Annotated in this window: 23 protein-coding genes; 20 read left to right on the forward strand and 3 right to left on the reverse strand. The window is 33.8% G+C overall.

What is annotated here, in order from left to right:
• The first annotated feature begins 552 nt into the window (after positions 1 to 552).
• A complete protein-coding gene (locus tag ESY88_RS19190; protein WP_147088299.1) occupies positions 553 to 1,356 on the forward strand; it encodes a T9SS type A sorting domain-containing protein in 804 nt (267 codons plus the stop codon).
• A gap of 221 nt (positions 1,357 to 1,577) precedes the next feature.
• Here the strand turns inward: ESY88_RS19190 and ESY88_RS19195 are convergent, their stop codons facing one another.
• Positions 1,578 to 1,913, reverse strand: a complete 336-nt coding sequence (locus tag ESY88_RS19195; RefSeq protein ID WP_147088300.1) for a single-stranded DNA-binding protein — start codon at positions 1,911 to 1,913, stop codon at positions 1,578 to 1,580.
• 287 nt (positions 1,914 to 2,200) lie between these two features.
• Here ESY88_RS19195 and ESY88_RS19200 point away from each other — a divergent pair, with 287 nt between their 5' ends.
• The 3 genes from ESY88_RS19200 (at position 2,201) to ESY88_RS19210 (ending at position 4,729) form a co-directional block, all read left to right on the forward strand.
• Positions 2,201 to 3,310, forward strand: a complete 1,110-nt coding sequence (locus tag ESY88_RS19200) for a DUF262 domain-containing protein (protein ID WP_223270903.1) — start codon at positions 2,201 to 2,203, stop codon at positions 3,308 to 3,310.
• An 8-nt stretch (positions 3,311 to 3,318) separates the two neighbouring features.
• Entirely contained in the window at positions 3,319 to 3,813 is a 495-nt protein-coding gene (locus ESY88_RS19205) for an endoribonuclease (RefSeq protein ID WP_147088301.1), read from the forward strand.
• A 292-nt stretch (positions 3,814 to 4,105) separates the two neighbouring features.
• The gene (locus tag ESY88_RS19210; RefSeq protein WP_147088302.1) at positions 4,106 to 4,729 is read left to right on the forward strand and encodes a hypothetical protein; all 624 of its coding nucleotides are present in this window, start codon (positions 4,106 to 4,108) and stop codon (positions 4,727 to 4,729) included.
• Between the two features lie 19 nt (positions 4,730 to 4,748).
• Here the strand turns inward: ESY88_RS19210 and ESY88_RS19215 are convergent, their stop codons facing one another.
• Entirely contained in the window at positions 4,749 to 5,063 is a 315-nt protein-coding gene (locus ESY88_RS19215; RefSeq protein WP_147088303.1) for a single-stranded DNA-binding protein, read from the reverse strand.
• A gap of 276 nt (positions 5,064 to 5,339) precedes the next feature.
• Here ESY88_RS19215 and ESY88_RS19220 point away from each other — a divergent pair, with 276 nt between their 5' ends.
• The 8 genes from ESY88_RS19220 (at position 5,340) to ESY88_RS19255 (ending at position 11,579) form a co-directional block, all read left to right on the forward strand.
• Positions 5,340 to 6,185: a toll/interleukin-1 receptor domain-containing protein gene (locus ESY88_RS19220; protein ID WP_147088304.1), complete on the forward strand. Its 846-nt coding sequence runs from the start codon at positions 5,340 to 5,342 to the stop codon at positions 6,183 to 6,185.
• A 241-nt stretch (positions 6,186 to 6,426) separates the two neighbouring features.
• Entirely contained in the window at positions 6,427 to 7,152 is a 726-nt protein-coding gene (locus ESY88_RS19225) for a DUF6088 family protein (RefSeq protein WP_147088305.1), read from the forward strand.
• The gene (locus ESY88_RS19230) at positions 7,149 to 8,132 is read left to right on the forward strand and encodes a nucleotidyl transferase AbiEii/AbiGii toxin family protein (protein WP_147088306.1); all 984 of its coding nucleotides are present in this window, start codon (positions 7,149 to 7,151) and stop codon (positions 8,130 to 8,132) included. The genes ESY88_RS19225 and ESY88_RS19230 overlap by 4 nt, the downstream gene beginning before the upstream one ends.
• A gap of 101 nt (positions 8,133 to 8,233) precedes the next feature.
• Positions 8,234 to 8,416, forward strand: a complete 183-nt coding sequence (locus ESY88_RS19235; RefSeq protein WP_147088307.1) for a hypothetical protein — start codon at positions 8,234 to 8,236, stop codon at positions 8,414 to 8,416.
• 301 nt (positions 8,417 to 8,717) lie between these two features.
• Complete coding sequence (locus ESY88_RS19240; protein WP_147088308.1) at positions 8,718 to 9,398, forward strand: hypothetical protein; 681 nt, start codon at positions 8,718 to 8,720, stop codon at positions 9,396 to 9,398.
• A gap of 107 nt (positions 9,399 to 9,505) precedes the next feature.
• On the forward strand, positions 9,506 to 9,901 hold the full coding sequence (locus ESY88_RS19245) for a putative periplasmic lipoprotein (RefSeq protein WP_147088309.1): 396 nt from the start codon (positions 9,506 to 9,508) through the stop codon (positions 9,899 to 9,901).
• Positions 9,902 to 10,798: a hypothetical protein gene (locus ESY88_RS19250; protein WP_147088310.1), complete on the forward strand. Its 897-nt coding sequence runs from the start codon at positions 9,902 to 9,904 to the stop codon at positions 10,796 to 10,798.
• A gap of 253 nt (positions 10,799 to 11,051) precedes the next feature.
• Positions 11,052 to 11,579: a DUF6933 domain-containing protein gene (locus ESY88_RS19255; RefSeq protein WP_147088311.1), complete on the forward strand. Its 528-nt coding sequence runs from the start codon at positions 11,052 to 11,054 to the stop codon at positions 11,577 to 11,579.
• A 271-nt stretch (positions 11,580 to 11,850) separates the two neighbouring features.
• On the opposite strand, the gene ESY88_RS19260 is transcribed toward ESY88_RS19255, so the two are convergent.
• The gene (locus tag ESY88_RS19260) at positions 11,851 to 12,186 is read right to left on the reverse strand and encodes a single-stranded DNA-binding protein (RefSeq protein ID WP_147088312.1); all 336 of its coding nucleotides are present in this window, start codon (positions 12,184 to 12,186) and stop codon (positions 11,851 to 11,853) included.
• Between the two features lie 434 nt (positions 12,187 to 12,620).
• Here ESY88_RS19260 and ESY88_RS19265 point away from each other — a divergent pair, with 434 nt between their 5' ends.
• From ESY88_RS19265 to ESY88_RS19300, 8 genes are read left to right on the forward strand one after another with little or no spacing between them, the layout of a single operon-like run.
• Positions 12,621 to 14,267, forward strand: coding sequence for a CFI-box-CTERM domain-containing protein (locus ESY88_RS19265; protein ID WP_147088313.1), 1,647 nt, complete (start codon positions 12,621 to 12,623; stop codon positions 14,265 to 14,267).
• Between the two features lie 8 nt (positions 14,268 to 14,275).
• Positions 14,276 to 15,208 carry a hypothetical protein gene (locus ESY88_RS19270; RefSeq protein ID WP_223270904.1) on the forward strand — a complete coding sequence of 311 codons (933 nt, stop codon included), beginning with the start codon at positions 14,276 to 14,278 and terminating at the stop codon, positions 15,206 to 15,208.
• Between the two features lie 10 nt (positions 15,209 to 15,218).
• Positions 15,219 to 17,741 carry an Hsp70 family protein gene (locus ESY88_RS19275; RefSeq protein ID WP_147088315.1) on the forward strand — a complete coding sequence of 841 codons (2,523 nt, stop codon included), beginning with the start codon at positions 15,219 to 15,221 and terminating at the stop codon, positions 17,739 to 17,741.
• A gap of 12 nt (positions 17,742 to 17,753) precedes the next feature.
• On the forward strand, positions 17,754 to 18,446 hold the full coding sequence (locus tag ESY88_RS19280) for a hypothetical protein (protein WP_147088316.1): 693 nt from the start codon (positions 17,754 to 17,756) through the stop codon (positions 18,444 to 18,446).
• A complete protein-coding gene (locus ESY88_RS19285; protein WP_147088317.1) occupies positions 18,447 to 19,277 on the forward strand; it encodes a KilA-N domain-containing protein in 831 nt (276 codons plus the stop codon).
• Positions 19,277 to 21,049 carry an AAA family ATPase gene (locus ESY88_RS19290; RefSeq protein ID WP_147088318.1) on the forward strand — a complete coding sequence of 591 codons (1,773 nt, stop codon included), beginning with the start codon at positions 19,277 to 19,279 and terminating at the stop codon, positions 21,047 to 21,049. The genes ESY88_RS19285 and ESY88_RS19290 overlap by 1 nt, the downstream gene beginning before the upstream one ends.
• A 1-nt stretch (position 21,050) precedes the next feature.
• A complete protein-coding gene (locus ESY88_RS19295) occupies positions 21,051 to 21,590 on the forward strand; it encodes a hypothetical protein (RefSeq protein ID WP_147088319.1) in 540 nt (179 codons plus the stop codon).
• On the forward strand, positions 21,580 to 21,825 hold the full coding sequence (locus ESY88_RS19300; protein ID WP_147088320.1) for a DUF6804 family protein: 246 nt from the start codon (positions 21,580 to 21,582) through the stop codon (positions 21,823 to 21,825). Before ESY88_RS19295 ends, ESY88_RS19300 begins: the two co-directional genes overlap by 11 nt.
• Positions 21,826 to 21,896 lie beyond the last annotated feature (71 nt).

Here is a 21,896-nt window from a genome sequence, read left to right on the forward strand (position 1 = left end):
CTAACAAACATGCGCTAAAAATAGAAAAATAGCGCTCTGGGACACCCATTTTTAACTAAAAAAAATCACAACTATTTGAATATAAATAACTTATGAATATTGACTTTTAAAATTGTCGAAAACAGGAAAAACGCCTTTAATATCGGAGCGACTGAATTTGAGCATTTGACTGAAATCCCTAGGAATAAAAAGTTGGATAAGTTCGAGAGACTAATGGATTTCTAATTGAAACCGTTACGATAATAACGTCGGAATAAAAATGGAATCGCTATGCAACCAAAAACCGAGCAGCAGGCAAAAAGCCAGTTACCGGGTGTGATTAATGCATTGATTCCTGTGTATTCGGAAAATTTCTTCAGTATTTTTCAGAACAAATATTTGCGTTCCTAGGTTCTAAAAGTACTTCATTCATGTCCACAAAAACTAACGCATCCTCATTTACTATAACTTTCAGATGCTTCTAAAAATCAGGTTTTCACTAAATTCCGAAGTGATTTTAGGGTCGATGCTTATTATTTTGATAACTTGTAGGGTAATCAAATTTTGAAGATCATGAAAAAAATTACTTTAGCCATTGCCTTATTGACGCTTGGTGCGCAAGCTCAAGACTTTCCTAGTCCCTACTGCGAAATGGCAGCGGGTACTACGGTTGAAGAAATCACTTCAGTCAGTTTTGCAGAAACCACTATCACGAATGCCAACGCCACCTCAGTTTTGATTGACAAATTATCCACCACCGTCAATGTAGCGCCAAACGGCACTTACGCAATTACGGTTGAAGGCAATACAGCAGGCGCCTTTGACAATAACATTGTCGCCTTTATAGATTGGAACCAAAATGACGTTTTAGATGATGCCAACGAGATTTATCCCATTGGCACCATTAGCAACTCTACAGGAAGCGATGGCGCTTCTGTGACAATGGACATCACGGTACCCGCAGATGCGGTTTTAGGAAGCACCCGCATTAGAGTCACAAAAACATATACCGATGATGAATCCATTGCAGAAGTCAATCCATGCGCCATTGAAATGAATGTTGGTGGCTATGGGGTTTATCCCGGGTTTGGGCAAGCCCTGGATTTCACTTTGAATATCGCAACCTTAGGCACCAATAGCTTTGAAACAAAGGCCTTATCTGTGTTCCCAGTGCCAACACAGTCTGTTTTGAACATCGCCTATACATCTGAAATCAATGCCGTAAAGATTTACAATCTTTTGGGGCAGGAAGTCCATGCCGAAAACACCGCCACAGCCAAGCTGCAGTTGGATGTCTCACTGCTGAGTGCTGGCGCTTATATCGTTAAATTAGTTACCGCACGAGGGCAACATCAATTTAGAATGTTAAAGCAATAGCGCTGGTAAAACTCAGCTTTCCAAACTCATCGGAAACTGTGATCGAGGCTTAGAAATGCATCGACACACGTTCAAATTTAAAATTGACAGATGTGCGTTTTCAGGTTTAGAGTAAGCGCATTTGAATCGAGAATACATTTAGAATCTAAAAACAAAAAAAATCCAAATCCCCAGCCTTTGCTATGGGATTTGGATTTTTTGTTTGCAGGCAAGCGCTTGGGTTATTTGGCGCCCAACATGAGCATCTCATTGCAGACCACTTCGGTAATGTAGCGTTTGACACCCTCTTTATCGTCGTAAGCGCGGGAGGTCAATTTGCCTTCGATGGCGATCTCTTTGCCCTTGGTCACATATTTCTCGATGACCTCGGCGGTCTTGCCCCAGGCCAGCACATGGTGCCATTGGGTGTCTTTGACCAATTCGCCCTTGGCGTTCTTGTAGCTCTCGTTGGTGGCTATTGAAAATTTGGAGAGCGTCTTGCCAGACTCCAATTTCATAATTTCTGGGTCCTTACCCAAGATGCCGATTAACTGTACTTTGTTTCTTAACCTAGACATAAGATAAGGTATTTATAGTGTGAATCTCATTCGTTCGATCCAACAGGGCAAAGATGCGATGGCTTCTAAATGGGATTCGGTAGTTAGTTGTTTAAAATCGTTTGTAAGTGATTGTTGTTGTTGTTGTTGTTGTTGTTGGGGGTTGGGTGGGTTGATGTGGCGGATTGGTTAGGTCTTGTTCGCTTTTGAATGCTTTTAAATACTAATGGGTTATGGGAGTTTATTGTAGGAATGTGGTATATTGTTGGTTTAATATGTGTTAGGCATAATACAAAAAAACATTATCAATGAGTGAAATAGACGACAATATAACAGAGGAAGAAAAGGATTTACTTGAACTTGAAAATGAAAAATCTTTTGAAGATGATTCAAGCTCAGACTTGCCCCCAAATGATATAGTAGCTTTTAATGAACTTAGGTCTTGTTCTGATTTGGTGCGAATGTATAGAACAAAACAATTAGAAATTCAACCTGACTTTCAAAGAGATATTGTTTGGAGCAAACCCTCACAAACAAGATTTATTGATTCACTAATTAAACAATTACCAATACCAAGTATTTGTATTAGTCTCGATTATAAGACAAATAAAAGATTAGTAATTGACGGTTTACAAAGAATGCAAAGTATTATAAATTTTCTAACTGATGAGGAATGGAAATTATCCAAACTAACAGATATAGACGATAAAATTTCAGGAAAAAGCGTGGCGGTAATTAAAAATAAATATTCTGATATCTACGAAAGAGTTGAAAACTTAACTATTCCAGTAACAGTATTACGCTGCGACTATTCTAAGCGAAGTCATATGAAATATTTGTTCACAATATTTCACCGTCTCAACACCGGCGGACTAAAACTCAACAATCAAGAAATTCGCAACTGTATTTTTAACGGCAAATTAAATGCACTTTTAAAGGAGACAGTTAAATATGAAAACTTTAGAAAGTTGTTAAATCTACAAAAAGATAAAACTTATAGATTTAATTATGAAGAATTAATTCTTCGCTTCTTTGCATTGTATGACAACCTTGATGAATATAATGGCAAACTTGCTGTATTCCTGAATGAGTATATGGACAACAATAAAAATCCTGACGATGAATTTTTGGCTTCTAAACGTCATCTTTTTGAAAGGACTGTTGATTTACTTTATATTAAAATATTGGAATCTGAAAAGATTCCTAACATAAGCAAAGCTACAATTGAAGGCTTGTTAATTGGAATTTCAAAAAATATTGAGCAATTAGAGCAACTCGAACGTGATACTGTAGTCGAGAGGTATCGCGCTCTAAGAGGAGATGATTTGTTTTCTATTGACAGTTTAAAGGAAGGGCTGTCTCAAAAAGATAAGGTTGTTAATCGTCTGGAAAGAGCAGAAGAGGTTTTTAACGGTTAACAAGCATTATGATAGTAAAAGGATATATTCAATCAACATTGGATGATATGGAATCACTTTATAACTGCCATTACAGTTTGAAGAAAGATATATATTATTCTAAATTAGCTTTGATAGAACTTTGTGGTTGGATTGAAGAAAGTTTTGATTCGATTATTAAGCTTTCAATTAGGAATAAACTGAAAAGCAGTTCCTATAAAAAATATATGAAAGACACTATAAAAGGCACCTATGGATTTCAATATAATGCTCATTTTAGGAAAATGTTAATAGTAGCAATTGGAATTTGTGAAGCAGAAAAGTTAGAAAGAAAAATTGATAAATCAGGTAAAATTCAACTTCTAACTTCGACATTAGCAACTCTAAAAGAAATAAGGAATGAAAATGCTCATTCATTTATTAAAGGAACGACCACGACTATACAAACGCCTTCTATTACTAAGGCGCAATTTCTAAGAATATATCCAATAATAAAAGAACTAGAACGTGAAATCAGGGGATAAGTACTATGCCTAACAACGTATAAAAATAATAGGGCAATTGTCGCTTAACCCAATGGTAAAGGCGCTTTTACGAGGTCGCCAAATTTTTAAATTTGGCTTATTGATAAAAAAAGGTAATAAGAAAAATTTAAAAATTCGGCTTGTGTTTAACCGAATGGTAGTCGCTTTTTTTCAGCCCTACTATTCTTATACAAAAACGCTGTGGTTAATGTGGCGTAAAGAACTGAATTTGCAATCTTAAACTTTTGATAAACAAAATTATTGAACGAAATCCCTTATTAAATAAACTATTATGAACATACGATTTACAATATTGACTTTCCTATTCACGCAAATATTTTATTGTCAAGTTAATATTCAAGAGGACAACCTGACTATTGAGTATGCAAAAACTAAAAAAGCGAGCCAATCTTTAGGGATGGTGACTAATGTTAGAACAAAATCAAAAGAAGTAGTTCAATACAATATAAAAATCAGAGTTGAGATGCTTGATAATAAGAAAAGATCTTTTGATGCTAACAAATTTTCACTTGTAGATTACCAAGACAGCATAAGGTTACGACCAATTGATGTAGCCTATACAAATTTGACAGATAAATGGCATTTTATTAAATTAATTAAGAATAAACCCAAATACAAATCTTTAGAAAAAAGATATAAACCAGACATAAAAGATACGTTTTTGGATTATGAATTTGAGGGAATTAATAATTTAACCATACCAATATGCTATGAAGCATATGACAAATACAAAATAAGTTTTAAAAATCCTGATAAGGAATGTCACGAATCGTATTTTGAACCTAAAGATTTAAGAAAGAGAAATGTAAACTTGTATTTTCCAATGCTAAAAAGTGCAGAAAGTGCCACGCTTTATTATGGAAATACGAAAATTACGGAAATAAATTTAAAATAAACAGTAATGACTAAAAACACTAAACACAACAAACCACTTCGGTAAAATAACATTTCACACCCTCTTTATCGTCGTAGGAGCGGGAAGTCAATTTGCCTTCGATGGCGATCTCTTTGCCCTTGATCAGGTATTTCTCCATGATTTCGGCGGTCTTGCCCCAGGCGACGATATTATGCCATTGGGTGTCTTTGACCAGTTCGCCCTTGGCGTTCTTGTAGCTCTCGTTGTTGGCTATTGAATATTTGGCGAGCGTCTTGCCAGACTCCAATTTCATAATTCCTGGGTCCTTACCCAAGTTGCCGATTAACTGTACTTTGTTTCTTAACCTAGACATAAGATAAGGTTTTGATAGGTTGAATCTCATTCGTTCAATCCAATAGGGCAAAGATGCGATGGCTTCTAAATGGGATTCGGTAGTTAGTTGTTTAAAATCGTTTGTAAATGCTTACAGTCGTTTTTACTTGGGGTTTGAATTGGGTGGATGTGCTGGTTTTGTTGGGGAACTTAGGATTATATAGGATTATAAAAAAGTGGCATTGATGAATGTGTTTTGGGATATAGTGGTATATTGTTGTGTTAAAACACGTTGTAAGTTATTTAACGAAAACCTATGAACATTCAGACTGAAAGAAAAATAGAACTACTAAATAAATTGATTGAAAAATCACAAGAAATTCAATCTGAATCAGATAGTAATCCGAAATTTAAAAGTTGGAAAAATTTAGTCGAGAGAACATTCGTTAAACTGTTTGGAGACAAATCTGTAGAAGTTAAGCAACTTAATACTTTAGAATTTCATTATCAAGGAATGAGAATTGGAGGTCAAGATTATAGTCAAACTCATAGAAACTATTATAAAAGAAGCTTTGATACATTGATTCAATCAATAGAAAATTATCTAGAGGAATTTAAAGAAGAATTAGGTACTATTCCAGAAATCAAAGAAAACAATGAACTAGAAGATAATAATACAATAACAAAGGTTTTTATCAGTCACTCTTCAAAAGATTCTGCAATTGTGGAAGAAGTTATAGAAATTTTGGAATCAATAGGTTTAAATAGTACTCAAATATTTTGCACTTCTTTTAATGGTTATGGAATTGACTACGGAGATAACTTTTTAGAGAGAATAAAAAATGAGTTAGACAATAATGTACTTGTGTTATTTATTTTATCAGAAAACTTTTATCAAAGCCCTGTTTGTTTATGTGAAATGGGAGCAACTTGGATGAAAACTAACACTCATATTCCAATCTTAATTCCACCTATGTCTTTTAAAGATATTAAAGGTGTAATTCCGTTAACTCAAGGATTCGTAATTAACGATTCATCAGCATTAACTCAATTTAAAGGACAAATTGAAAATGTTTTTAATATAGAAAACATTCTTAATAACTCAACTTGGGAAAGAAAAAGAGACAGAATAGTTAATCGAATAAACAAGGAAATAAAGTAAAAAAACAACTTACAATAACTAAGTATTCGGCTCGCCGATAGGCCAGAGCTGAATACTGTGTTGACGAATTGGATCCCTAAATCATAATAGACTTCGCCAGACACAGCATCACTTACTCGTCTGGATCTAAAAACTGTTAGGTCAAAAATGCTGAATGAATCGCCAGTAAACACACTAAAATGTCAAGTATTATGTTTCGTTTACTTGACAAATGACTAAAATACTGTACTTTTGTTTCACAATGAAAGTCGCTCAAAAAATAGAAACGCAAATCAAAACATTAAAAGAAGGTACTACTTTCAAGTACCAACAGCTTTCTATTGAATTAAACGAGTATAGTGCCGCTGCGAAAGCAATGGAACGATTAATTGAGAAAGGGACCATCAAAAGAGTTTCAACTGGGATTTTCTTCAAACCTAAACAAAGCATTTTTGGAGCGTTGAAACCCAATGAAGAAGAGTTATTGAAACCCTATTTATTCCAAAGCAATAAAAGAATTGCTTATATCACAGGTCTTTCGTTGTACAACAGAATGGGTTTAACAACTCAAGTGCCAAGAACTATAAAAATTGCAAGTAGAGATAAGCGAATAACGGTATCGCTTGGAAATATTAAAGGAAATCCTGTAAAAAGTTATGTTGATGTTACAGATAAAAATTTCGTATTATTAGAAATTTTAGATGCTCTCAAAGACTTTAAAAAAATACCAGATTTAGACAAGAGTGCAGGCATCAAAATTATTTCGAATCAACTAAAAAGCCTAAGCCTAAAAGAGATAAAACAACTCATGGACTGTGCTTTATCTTATCCGCCTCGAGTGAGGGCTTTTTTAGGTGCTTTATTAGAAAAAATGGATTTGACTATCGAATTAAAAACCTTGAAAAAGAGTCTAAACCCACTTTCCGAATATAATTACGGCATTGACAAAAAAACACTGCCAACTCTAACCAATTGGAATATGAAATGAAACTTCATGAAAACAAAGAACTATTCCAAGATGCGATAACTGCGACTTCTCAACAAAAGGGAATTCCGGAAATCTATATTGAAAAAGATTATTGGGTAACGCTTGCTTTACACAGCATTTTCAACAATGAGATTGGGAAAGAAACGGTTTTTAAAGGAGGCACTGCACTATCCAAATGTAATCAGCTAATCGACCGATTTTCAGAAGATATTGATTTAGTGGTTTTAAGAAAAGATGGAGAGACCAATAATCAACTCAAATCCAAACTCAAAAAGATTTCAAAATGTGTTTCTAAAGTCATTCCTGAGATAGAAATTGACGGCATAACTCATAAAATGGGAATGATACGTAAAACGGCTCACAGTTATGAAAAGAGTTTTGATGGAGATTTTGAACACGTAAGAGACACTATTATTTTAGAATCTACTTGGCTTGGACATTTTGAGCAGTATACTAAAGGAACAGTTTCGTCTTATATTTATGAAATGATGTTGAAGGCTTACCAACAAGATATAATTGTTCAATACGGAATGCATCCTTTTGAAGTTTTAGTATTAAGCACTGAAAGAACGCTATGTGAAAAGCTGATGAGTTTGGTCCGTTTTTCTCAAACAGAACAACCAATAACTGATTTGAGGAATAAGATTAGACACACATACGATATACATATGATGTTAAAAGACGATGAACTTAACTCGTTTTTCAATTCAAAAGCTTTTGATGTAATGCTTTTAAAGGTCGCAAATGAAGATGTGATAAGTTTTAAAAACAATAATAGTTGGTTATCAAACCATCCCATAAACACCATACTTTTTTCAGAAACTGAAAACACTTGGAATCAAATCAAAGACACTTATGAAACCAGTTTCAAGGAATTGGTTTTTGGGGAATTTCCATCTGAGAATGAAATAATGAACACCTTAAAATTAGTGGCCGAAAGATTAAAAACAATTGAATGGAATATAGAAACGAAAGATTAGCGTCTTCCCAAAAGCCCGCGCCATGATAAAAGCCAATCGTAATTCATAAATTAGCGCATTTAAGATAAATTAAAACCTAAAATTAACAACAGTAAACAGTTATGAACAAAAGTAAAATTGGAATAGTGATGAGCATTGTAGGCCTGTTCATTATAGGATTAAGTATTGGGTATGGATTGGCTAACGGAGAAACCAATTTGGGTTTCACTTTCGCCGGCGTATTCGTGGTTTTTATAGGCGTTTTTGTGCTGCTCTTTAGCAATAAAAAAAAGTTGAATACATAATATCAGGGCTGAATAAATAGGCATTGATACCTAAATCATTATAAACTTCGCCAGACACAGCATCGCTTACTCGTTTGGATCTTAAAACCATTGCGTCGAAAAAATGCTGAATGAATCCACCGAAATACTAAACCCCTAAACACAAAAAATCCAGTTTTTTCATAGTTCAACAGAAGAATACATTTATCTTTAGAGTTCAAAGCAGCAAAAACAGTATTTAAATTAGCAACATAAAACCATTTCAACCTGAAGCCCTAGTTCTCGACAAGACTATTTTCAAACTATTAAAAAACCACAAAACATGAAACGTATTTTTACAGTACTTGCTTTTACCGGAATTTTGATTTCTTGTAATTCATCAGACAAAACTAAAACGGCAACACAGGAATCTGCTACCACAGAGACTGAGGCAGACAGTAGCTCAAATGATATCAATCCCCAATTAAAGCCCATTGATACTGATGAGGCCTTAATTGCAACAGCCTTAATGGCGGCGCCCAAAGAAAGCAGAGCGCAATCTAAAGTCATTGGCTATAATATGGCAGGTGAATTTGTCACGCTTAGAGAAGGAGATAATGAATTTATTATTCTTGCCGATGATCCCAAAAAGGTCGGTTTTAGTGCCTCTAGTTATCATAAAGACCTTGAGCCCTTTATGGCCAGAGGAAGAGCTTTGAGAACAGAAGGAAAGACAGAACAGGAAATCTTTGCAATGCGTGAGGCCGAAATGAAATCTGGTCAACTTGAAATAACTCCCGGCTCGACTTTACACGTCTATTACGGCGCAAAAACGGCCTATGATCCTGAAACCTCAAAAGTGGACGGGGCGCAACTTCGCTATGTGGTATATATGCCTTTTGCCACATCAAAATCTACTGGTTTGCCTGAAGTGCCAGTGGCTCCAAACCATCCTTGGATCATGGATCCCGGCACACATAAAGCGCACATTATGATTTCGCCGTTGCCAGAAGACAGCGAGTAGGCTGCATCAGCAATCAAAAGAACATTGAAAATGTGGCGATGTGTTATTCTGAAAAGTGAGCGTCTTTTTTACGTTGCGCTTCATTCACAGCCAGGTCCACCACACTTATGAAAAACATCTTTGCACTCGTTTTAGTTTCAGCTTTTTTGACAGGTTGTGGCATTCTGTTTCCTTTTCCTGAAAGCAAAAAATTTCCAACCACAAGCTTCTATGTGAAAAACAATTCAACCCAGGCCATTAATTTCAAGGCATCCGTTATAAAACGCAATTCGATGGGGCCATTTGAAATGACCAATGCGTTTACAGTCACTGCAAAAGACAGTGTATTGGTGCGACAGGTTTCCTTTAAAAGGGATAGTGAAAGTCCGCAAAACTGGTTTAATAAATTTACTATTTTTCCAATTGAAGGCCTTGAAATGAAGGATCCCAATACTGCTGAAAACTGGTTTCAAGGCGTGAACCAAAACGGAAAACCATTTTACACCTTCACAATTGCAGAATAGATGTTGAAAACACTTTCAATCTTGGTTTTAGTTAGCGTTTGTGAGATGAGTTTTGCGCAAGACGAAGCGCTTTTCAATCGCCTACGAGCAATTGAGAATGGCGGCATTACATTTTTCAACGTTGATGGCATAGATTTCACAAAGGAGACCCTGTATTCAAATTTCAACGAAAAAAACCTTAAAAAAGCCTATCGCAAATACAAGATCAAAAAAAAGGACGAGAAAGAAATTGATAGGGCACTTGATTTCGATAATTACCGTGTCATCACGCGCGAGACGTTTGATGAAGGCTTGGTTTCTGTTAGTGTCAATTACTTTGTCAAAAACAAAGACAACTTTATCGATGTGTTTTGGTTTGGGTATTACGAAGCACAAAATCCAGCATTTGAACGAAAAATGATCGCGCTGATTTCAAATGACAAGATTCCAAAAAGCTGTTTTAGCGCGATGCAAACGGATACAATCAATTTTGCAGGCCGAGCGATTGCATTGGGTGGCAATTGCAACTGGATGAACATTAACAATATTCAATGTCCTTACTACGGCCAGATGAATTGGTCTGTACACGACACCAAAGCAAGTGCCGATTTATTCATCCAAAATCAGTTAAAAGCCACTAAAATCAAGAATGGCGGAAAAGTGATTTCTGAAGTAGTCGTTGATATTGTATTTGAAGGCGTGCCAACACAAGCTAAAAAAGTATATTATGACTTTACAGGAGTGACCTCACTTTTGGCATCGATGTCGGGCGGAAAAAATTTGACTATTTATTACGTTTCAGAAAAAATAAGAGGGAACTACCTCAGCTGTGTCTTGAGTTTTTGGAACAACGATAGTATCAATCCAAGCGGTTTACCAGCATTATTGGAAAAAGTCATGACAATTGCGGAAAAATAGCTCTGGGGCATGAAGCATAGCATTTTTAGTGCTTATACTAAGGCTAACCGAAAAATAATGCTAAGTTGTAAACTGAAGATCTGTGCTTAAAAATCAGTTCCGTTTCATACACTGGCGTCTTTTAATCAAAAATCTCGGGGCAAGCCCACAAGGTATGAATTGAAAGGTGTTCTTTGTATTTCTAGGGAAGCCTTGGGGAATAAAACCCTCTGGAGGGATTTAACTCCGAGCAGAACACACAAAAATCAATTTCATGAATCAAACGAAAATTTATACAACTCGAAAACTTGAAAAAGTAACGAAAGAATCCATAGCTGAAGATAACGACAAAGACACTGAATATTTGGGAGCTTGGACGGCTACTCTATTTTATGTTAGTCATAAAAAGTGCTGGCTCATCATCAATAAACTCACTAAATACCTTCTCATTTTACCTGATGTAAAAAAGTCGGATTTGAAAAATATAGAGACTATTTTCAAAGAAACTTTATATTCTCAATTAATCTACGACGGCATTATAACCGAATTTGAATTGATTGAAAAAATAATTGGTGGCATTGCATTGTGCGAAACCAATAACGACCGCAGTGTAAGTGGCTCTTTAAACAACTGTTTGCCGTATCTTGAGGATTGGAACTATGAATTTAGGGATTTTGAGAACATGCCGTTTAGAGATTTGAACAACCGACTCAACAGTTCGCCGAATAAAATGTTGAACTGGCAATATCCCAAAGAAAGAATGAGTGAATTATTAACAACCTACGCACAAAATCCCATTTGATGTATTGCTAGTTAAAGCCAACTTATGGCTCCAGAAGCTTCGGAAGTCTCAGTTTTACAGCGCATGTAGCCTTAGCGTACAACAAGCTGTCTGGTAAAATCACTTCCCTTGAAACCCGCAATCCATCCTACTTAAGAGGGTCCGCATTTAGAATAAAGCATATAGCTATATTAAAAATCGAATTGGGTTCAAATTAAGGAAAACCAAAAAAATCCAAATCTCCAGCATTAGCCTCGGATTCGGATTTTTTGTTTGCACTCAGGCGCTGGGATTACTTGGCGCCCAACATGACCATCTCATTGCAAACCACTTCAGTAATGTAGCGCTTCACACCTTCTTTATCATCGTAGGAGCGGGAGGTCAATTTGCCTTCGATGGCGATCTCTTTACCCTTGGTAAGGTATTTCTCGATGACCTCAGCGGTCTTGCCCCAGGCCACCACATTGTGCCATTGGGTGTCTTTGACCAATTCGCCCTTAGCGTTTTTGTAGCTCTCGTTGGTGGCTATTGAAAATTTGGCGAGCGTCTTGCCAGACTCCAATTTCACGATTTCTGGGTCGTTACCCAAGTTGCCGATTAACTGTACTTTGTTTCTTAACGTAGACATAAGATAAGGTTTTAATAGGTTGAATCTCACTCGTTCAATCCAACAGGGCAAAGATGCGATGGCTTGTAAATTGTATTCGGTAGTTAGTTGTTTAAAATCGTTTGTAAGTGTTTGCAGTCGTTTGTACTTGGGTTTTTAAAGGGTTGAGTTATCGGTTTTGCTGGGGCCTTGGTTGCTTTTAACGTTTTTAAAAAATGAAGCGTTTTGGAGGTTTTTTGTGGGAAAGTGGTATATTGTTGGTTTAATCTGTGTTGTAAGCAAGCTGAAAAGCCAACCGCACAAACAGCACATTTGGTTTTTTGCCAACACATAAGCCAACGCTAAAAAAACCAAAAGAGCTGTTTTTTGCCAACGCTTGAACAAAATGAGGAACACCATAATCTGAATTAAAAAAAAGAACGTATTTTGATAGACTTAAAACCAACCGAAAAAATATGGAGCTAATCCAAAATAACCCTTACCGAATTGCAGGTATTCTTTCAAACGCTACTGAAAGAGAATTACAAAAGCAAAAGACGAAAATAAAAGCCTACTCAAAGGTTGGTAAAGAAATAAATTCTGATTACGATTTTCAAGCTTTAAATGGCATTACCAGAACCGAAGATTCAATAGATAAAGCTTTCTCAACTATTGAGCAAAACCAAGATAAAGTAAATTATGCTCTATTTTGGTTTTTAAATGCAAATCCTTTTGACAATACTGCGATTGACTACCTAAAAAACGGAGACAAGGAAAAAGCAATTGAAATTTGGGAGAAAGTAACTCAAAACAAAGATGTAAATTCTAAGAACTTTTCGGCTTTTAATAATTTAGGAACTTATAAATTATTAAGCAAAACCCAAGACGAGATTAAAGAAGGAATTGAAGCCAAAATTAAACTTATAGAGTCTGAATACTTTGAGAACTTTGTCCATTCTGTTGCAGATGAAACCTATACGATTGACAATGAAAAACAAATAGAAAAATTAGTTGATGAATTGCTAACGCAATTCAAAAACCAATATTCTAGTTCTGAAACATTACAATTATTTAGTAATTGCAATGGTTCTACTCAAAATTATCTTTCAAAAAAGTTCACAGAAGAACCACTACACAATATTGAAAGCCAAATTTCCAGCAGTAAAAACAAAAGAAAAGACAACAAAATTGATGCCTACCAATTTGGACTAAACTTAGCTTCAAACTGTAAAGATGACTTAGTAACGCTACAATCATTACTTGGAATTACTGACTTAAAATATAAAACAATTGCTGACCAATTAGCAAATGAAATAATGCAATGTGGAATTGATTATTTCAACGAAAGTCTAGAAAATGATTCTAGTGATAACTATTTAGAACAAGCTCAAAAGTTAACAAAAATCGCAGATAGAATTGCTGTCGGTAAATTAACAAAAGATAGAGCAAAAGATAGTCTTGCTTCACTTGCTGATATGAAAGACCGAGAGATAAATCAAGCTATTGCAGTATTGAGTTCTATTAAGTTAGCTTATGACAAAGCTATTAGTGAAATTGATGCCCAAGTTTCTTCAATGAGAATGAATATGCCATATAATCAGAGCATCAATTATTCTAAAGTTGATAAAATGAAAACAAGCTGTCTAAATTGGTCTAAAGTTGTTGAGCGTGTTAGTAGTGAGATAAGCTTAAGTGACATTGCTACAATAAGGAATTGCTCAAATCAAAGTAAGGTTTCGGAATATCAAAACCTCGTAGATTTCTTATTTAGCAAACTTGGACCAATTCAAATAAACCAAGTAAAACATATATGCTATTGGAAAGACGTAAGAGCAGCTCAAGCAAAATCTACAGCAAAAAAAGTTGGTTCAACTATCAGTAGTGCAACTGATAAAGGTTGCTACATTGCAACAATGGCTTATGGAGATTACGACCATCCACAAGTAATGAAATTACGAAATTTTAGAGATGGCTGTTTAAGTAGAACCATAGTTGGAAGACGTTTTATCAAATTCTACTATAAATATTCGCCAAGTTTGGTTGAAAAGTTAAAGAACAAACAAAATATTAACCTCATAATTCGAAAAGGATTAGACCAATTTATTAAAGCAATCAAAAAATAATGAAGAAAATGTTACTCATAGCTCTGATTTTTGGAGCATCAAATCTTTTTGCTCAACAGCAACAAGATTCTATATTGGTTAAGGAAATACCAACTATAAAAAATAATGTTTTTCAGCAAAGACAAGAAATAAATTCTTTGACAAAAAAACTAAACAATCAACAATACATTCTAAATCAACAAAAAAAGGGTTTGGAAACACTAAACCTCAAATCAGAAAAACAAGAAATTATAATTGATAGTTTAAATCAACTGATAAAATACAACAGCCAAAATATTGTAACCAACTCAACAGAATTAGGAACAAAAATCAAACAAACAGGCGAAAACGCAAACTCTAAAATTTCTGAATTGGATAGTAATTTAGATAAAAATCGCTTGTATTGGATTATTGCAACCTTGGCAACTCTTTTGTTAGGTGGTTTGGTTTATTGGTTATTAGGCAAGCGTATACAATCAAGTAAAACAGATGTTGAAACCCAAATCAAGAATACTAAAACTGCTTTAGAAGAAGAAAGTGTGAAATTGGATAACAAATTGGTAGAAGTTTTAGAAACACAATTAAAACTAAAAAAAGAAGAAACCAAAGTACAAGCAACAACTTCAAACGAAAAAGCAGACCATTCATTGGCTTTAAAAGTGGCAGATGAAGTAATAAGAATTCAAAAGAATTTAAGTAGAATGGACGAGAGCACAAAAGGATTAAAACAATTAGGCTCTTCCGTTAAACGTATTCAAGACAACTTTGCATCAAATGGTTACGAGTTAGTAGAAATGTTAGGTAAAGAATATAATGAAGGAATGAAAGTAACTGCAAATTTCACACCTAGCGAAGATTTAGAAACAGGAAAACAAATTATATCAAGAATTATTAAACCACAAGTAAACTTCAAAGGCGAAATGATACAAGCAGCACAAATAGAAGTAAGCGTAGGCGAATAAAAAAAATCAAATGACAAGAACAAAAATTGACTACGGAATTGATTTAGGAACCACAAATTCCGCAATTTCAAGAATGGAAAATGGAGAAGCAACCATTAAAAAAACGGATACTTTAAAGGATACAATGCCTTCTGCTGTTTACATAAACAAAAAGAAAGCGATACAAGTTGGAGATAGTGCTTATAATGCTCTAAAACGAGATAAGCTTAGAGCTATGAAAACTTGGAATGATTCTGATTCCAATTCATATATCGAGTTCAAAAGGACAATGGGAAGTGACAAATCCTATTCAAGTTCAAATCTTGAAAAAGATTTAACTTCTGAAGAATTATCAGCAGAGGTTTTAAAGACTTTAAAATCTTTTGTAAAAGATGAAAGTGTAAATTCAATTGTTATTACTGTTCCAGCAGCTTTTAAAAACAATCAAAAAGAAGCAACAAGAGAAGCAGCAAAATTAGCAGGTTTTGACCATATTGAATTATTACAAGAACCTGTTGCAGCATCTATGGCTTACGGTTTAGATTCTGACAAAAAGGATGGGTTTTGGCTCGTTTTTGATTTTGGTGGCGGAACTTTTGATGCAGCACTTTTAAAAGTTGAGGAAGGTATTATGAAAGTGATTGATACCGAAGGAGACAACTATCTTGGTGGTAAAAATTTGGACTTTGCAATTGTAGATGTAATTATTATACCATACATACAAGAAACTTTTGTTATTGATTCTGTTTTAGCAGATGATACAAAAAAACAAATTTTGCGAAACGCAATGAAATTTTTCGCAGAAGAAACTAAAGTTGCTCTTTCTTTTAAGGAAACTCATAATATTTTATCTGATTTGGGAGACCTTGGCGAAGATGATGAAGGAGAAGAAATTGAATTAGATATTACTGTTACACAAACTGACATATCAAATGCTCTTTCGCCTGTTTTTCAAAAAGCAATTGATGTTAGTAAAAATCTTTTAGAAAGAAATAATTTAAAAGGTTCGTCTTTAGATTCGTTAATACTTGTTGGTGGACCAACATTTTCGCCTGTATTACGAGAAATGTTAGAAATACAAATTTGTAAACCAGATACAAGTGCAGACCCAATGACAGTAGTTTCAAAAGGTGCTGCATTGTATGCTTCAACAGTTGATGTTTCAGAAGAAGTAAGAGAACAAACAAGAGATAAAACTAAAATTCAGTTAGAAATAGCGAACGAATCTTCAACAGTAGAAACAGAAGAATTTGTACCAATTAAAATTTTAGCTGATAAGACAAAAGGCGAAATACCTAAAAAAGTATTTGCAGAAGTAACTAGAGGAGATAAAGCTTGGTCTAGTGGAAAAATTGAAATAAATACTATTGGCGAAATTGTAGAAATTCAATTGAACGAAGGCAAAACAAACATTTTTTATGTTGTATTATATAACGACAAAGGAGATATTTTAGAAAGTGAGCCTTCAAATTTTAGCGTAATTCAAGGCTCAAAAATTGGAAGTGCAACTCTTCCTTACAATTTTGGTATTGAATTAAAAGATAAATCAACAGGAAAAGTACGTTTCAAAACAATTAAAGGTTTAGAGAAAAATCAGACTATTCCAGCAGTTGGAACTTTAAATGGATTGAAAACACAAAATCAAATTCGCCCAGGAATGGACTCTGATTTTATCAAAATTCCTGTATATGAAGGAGAACACGCATCTGAAGGCACAAGAGCTATTTATAATGAACACGTTACTGATATTTTAATTAGCGGTGCAGATTTACCTTCTTTACTTCCCGAAAATCAAGATGTTGATTTAACTGTAAATATTGATAGGTCTGAAAAGATAACAGTTACAGCCTATTTCCCATATTTAGATTACACAACGGAAATTGAGGTAGATAGTACAAAAACATCTATTGAAACTACTTGGTTAGCAAATGAAATTAGAAAGGCTAAAGGAAGTGTGACAGAATTAATGCAAGAAGGAAACTCTGATGTTGGAAAACTTCAAAAAATTGAATCTGAATTAAAGAAACTTGAAAAGTCATTTGAGAACAATAAAAATGATGTTGATGGAAAGCAAGAAGTTTTAACGAATTTAAGAAAATCATTAAAAGCTATTGACGAGTTAAGCGAAACAACTGAATGGCCAAAATTAGAAGAGGAATTAAAAGAAGAATTTTACAAGCTAGAAAAAGCCAATTCGGATTTAGGAAACGAAAAGACTAATCAATTAGTCAATCAATTACGTTCACAACTAGAAGAGGTTATAAAAGCTAAAGACGTTAAAATTGGTAATATTCTCTTAGAAGAAATAAACAGGCTGTTTTTTGATTTAACTTTCATTTATCAATTAATAGGAATGTTAAGAAACTTCAATGAAAATTTCGGAAACTACAGTTGGAAAGATTCAAACAAAGCAAGACAATTAATAAATAGCGGAATTAGTAAAATATCTGAAAATCCTGATGCAGAAGAGTTGAGGCAAATATTAATTTCATTATTTAATTTGTTGCCACAAGATGAAGTGCCTAGTGGAGATAATAATGTTTTAGTAGGCTAATAAATATTTAATATGAAATTTCAACAAATAATTATAATATTTTGCTCCATCATAATTCTTACTTCTTGCGAAAGTGATGTGGAAAGAAATAAACGGTTAGCACAAGAAGAAGTACAAAGAATTGAACTTGAAACTAAGCTAAAAAAAGAAGCTGATGAACTTGCCTTTCAGCAAGAACAAGAAAGGCTTGAAATTGAAAAGCAAGAAGAAGCTGAACGTATTGAAAGAGAAATAACATTAAAAAAGGAACGCGAAGAAAAGGCTATTTACAATAAATACATCAACAATTCATTAAACACAGGTTCGACACCTTATTCATACTGTTTCGGTAGCAATAAACCTTGTTCTGAACGGGGTTGTGCAGGTATATCTGTAAAAACACCTTACAACTCAGATGTAATGGTTACTATTAAAAAAGATGATAAAGTATTTAGGCACACATTTATTAAAGCTGGAGATACCTATAAATTTCAATTTCCTAATGGTACTTATCAAGCGTTTTTTTACTATGGTAAAGGTTGGAATCCAAACAAAATTATCAAAAAGGTAGATTGTGGCATTTTAAAAGGAGGTTTTATTGCAAATGAATCCTTTAGCAAGGATAAACCTCAAAATCTAACCAATGCAGAATTAAGTTATGAATTGATATTACAGGAAGATGGTAATTTTAGCACCAAACCTAGTAATTCTGACGAAGCATTTTAAATGGCGAAAACAAAGCAAATAGAAGTTCAAGGTTCGGTAATCAATCTATCCATTGCAAAAGATTCTGATTATATCTGCATTACAGATATGGCAAATGCAAAAGATGGAAGTGGTAGAGCTGCTGATATTATTAAGAATTGGATAAGAACAAGAACAACACTTGAGTTTTTAGGTACTTGGGAGCAATTATACAATCCAGATTTTAAAGTGGTCGAATTCGACCACTTTAAAATGGAAGCAGGTTTACCAAGTTTTGTTTTAAGTCCTAGCAAATGGGTTGAAACTACAAATGCAAAAGGTATTTATACTAAAAAAGGCAAGTATGGTGGTACTTATGCTCATAAAGATATTGCTTTTGAATTTGGTTCTGCTATAAGTCCTGTTTTCAAATTATTCTTGATTAAGGAGTTTCAACGTCTAAAAGATGATGAAAACGAGCGATTAAATTTAGAATGGAACTTGCAAAGGACACTTTCTAAAATTAATTACAAGATTCATACAGATGCTATCAAAGAAAACATAGTGCCAAATCTTATTTCAAAATCGCAAATCAACTTTGTATACGCAAATGAAGCAGATTTATTAAATGTCGCTCTTTTTGGAATTACAGCAAAGCAATGGAAAGTAGAAAATCCTAGCTCAAAAGGAAATATGCGTGACGAAGCAAGTATTGAACAATTGGTGGTTTTGAGTAATATGGAAAGCATCAATGCTTTACTGATTGAACAAGGACTAACTCAAAAAGACAGATTGGTTCAACTCAATAAAGTAGCCATTATGCAAATGAAGTCACTTTTAGAGAATGAATCGTTTAAAAAATTGGACAATTAATGAATAAACCCAATTACATATTATCCAAAGGTCAAACAATTGACGAAAAATACAAGGTAACCTTCTTTCTTAAAAAAGGAAGTTACGCAGAAACATATCGTGTAAAAGACCAAGAAGGAAAAACGAAACTCTTAAAACTTTTTGCTTACTCAAAATTAGACAGAACACAATTTAATGATAAAGGAGATATTTTAGAAATTGAAATACTAAAGCAAATCACGCATCCAAATTTGGTAAAGTATAGCAATAATGGAAAATTACTTTTAGAAAATCAAAAATATGCTTTTGTAATTCTCGATTTTATTAGTGGTGAAACTTTAGCGGAAAAAATGAAGCGTGAGCAAACTTTCAATACTTATGAAGCAAAAGATATTATTTCAGGTGTTTTAAATGGATTGAATTACCTGCATAATCTTGAAAACCCAATCATTCACAATGATATTACGAACCTGAATATTATGACAGATTTATCGGGTAAAGTAACAGTTCCCAAGATTATTGACTTTGGCTACGCTCGATATTTAAGCCAATCGAACAAGGACTTTTTAAAAGAGGGATTAAATCCATTTTATCAAGCTAACGAAAATTTCAATAAAGTCTTTTCTGTACAAAGTGATGTATTTTCGGTTGGAGCTTTGTATTATCATTTACTTTTTGGTTTACCACCTTGGTTTGTAGAAATTTCAAAATACAAATCAGATAAAATAAAGTTAGAAGATGCTGTTTTGGAAGAACGTAAGAAGCCGTTAAAGTTTGAAAAAAATATAGATGAACAAACACAAAACATCATAACCAAAGCTTTACAACCAAATTCAGAAAACCGTTTTAAGAGTATAAAGGTATTTATTCAAGCTATTAATGGAGAATTAGGAGTTCAACAACTTTCTTCACCACAGGAAAAGACAAAACCAAAACTCAAAGAAATAAAAAATGGGCAAGGATTTTCAGCAATTGCAGGAATGCAAGAGTTAAAAGACACGATACAATTAGATGTTATTGATGCTTTAAACGAAAAAGAGCGATATGCTGAATATGGTTTGACTATTCCAAACGGAATGTTGTTGTATGGTCCACCAGGCTGTGGAAAAACATTTTTTGCAGAACGAATGGCAGAAGAAATTGGATTTAATTTCTATCAAATAAAACCTTCTGACATTCAAAGTAAATTTGTTAACGCTTCACAAGAAAATATTAAAAACCTTTTTGATGAAGCTCGAGAAAATGCACCAAGCATTATTTTTATAGATGAATTAGACGCATTAGTTCCAAATCGTGATAATTCTAGCGTGAATCATATGAATACAAGTGCTGTAAATGAATTTTTAGCACAAATGAATAATTGTGGAGATGATGGCGTTTTTATTATTGGTGCAACCAACAGACCAAATTCAATCGACCCAGCCATTTTAAGAGCAGGTCGTTTAGATAAAGTAATCTATTTGCCACCACCAGACTTTGAAGCTCGTGAGTTAATGTTTAAATTGTATTTAGACAAACGACCTAGAGAAGTTGGATTAGATTATTCAGTTTTCGCAAAAGCAACAGAAAACTATGTTTCAAGCGATATAAAGTTCCTATGTGACGAAGCTTCAAGAAAAGCACTAAAAATGAAGTCGAGAATTTCAAAAGAAATCTTATTAGAAACTATTACAAATAATCGACCCTCTATTTCTCTTAAAGAATTAAACAGTTACATAGCTATAAAAGCAAAAATGGAAGGTTTAGCGGAAAACACAAATGAACGACCAAGTATAGGTTTTAAAAACAATTAATATGGAAACAATAAACTTTGACCAATTATTATTAAAGACTGCGTTTTCCTGTATGGCTTGTGATGGTGATATTGATAAACGTGAAGTAAAATTGATAAAGCGATTACACAAGGAAAAAAAGACTTTTGGTGAAATTGATATTAATTCAGAAATGGAAAATTTATTAATAGCCATAAATAGAGACGGTCAACAATTTTTAAAAGATTATTTTAATCAACTTACTACTTCTGTACTATCAGAAGCCAACGAACTAAAATTAATTGAAGTTGCAATTGAAACCATTAAAGCTGATAATAAAATTGAGTATAGTGAAATTAAGTTTTTCAAGGTTATTCGTTCAAAATTAAAGATTGAAAACAAACCCATTTTAGAAAAAAATCCTGACTTCGAGGACTATTTAGAACAAGATATTATTAGCGATTCCTATTTAGCGAGACTTCAAGAAGACTTTTTTGACACACATATCTCAAATGAATTTGAACTTATAAGCGAAATTGATGCTGAAACACTCGACAGCTTTAAGCAAAACAATGAAGAATAGCGAAACAATAATAAAAATTGTTTTAGCAATAGTACTGTTTTTATGTCTATTGGATATGCCGTATGGATTTTATCAATTAGTCCGTTTTATGGCATTAATCGGATTTGGAATTTTGGCATATAAAGCAAACGAACAAAATAAAAATACGGAAATGATTGTTTATGGAGGACTTACACTACTCCTGTTTTCGACAATTTTAAAAGTCAATATTCATAAGTTATTTATATTCAAATAGTTGTGATTTTTTTTAGTTAAAAATGGGTGTCCCAGAGCGCTATTTTTCTATTTTTAGCGCATGTTTGTTAG

Origin of the sequence: Subsaximicrobium wynnwilliamsii (assembly GCF_007997225.1) — a bacterium.
Taxonomy (GTDB): Bacteria; Bacteroidota; Bacteroidia; order Flavobacteriales; family Flavobacteriaceae; genus Psychroserpens; species Psychroserpens wynnwilliamsii.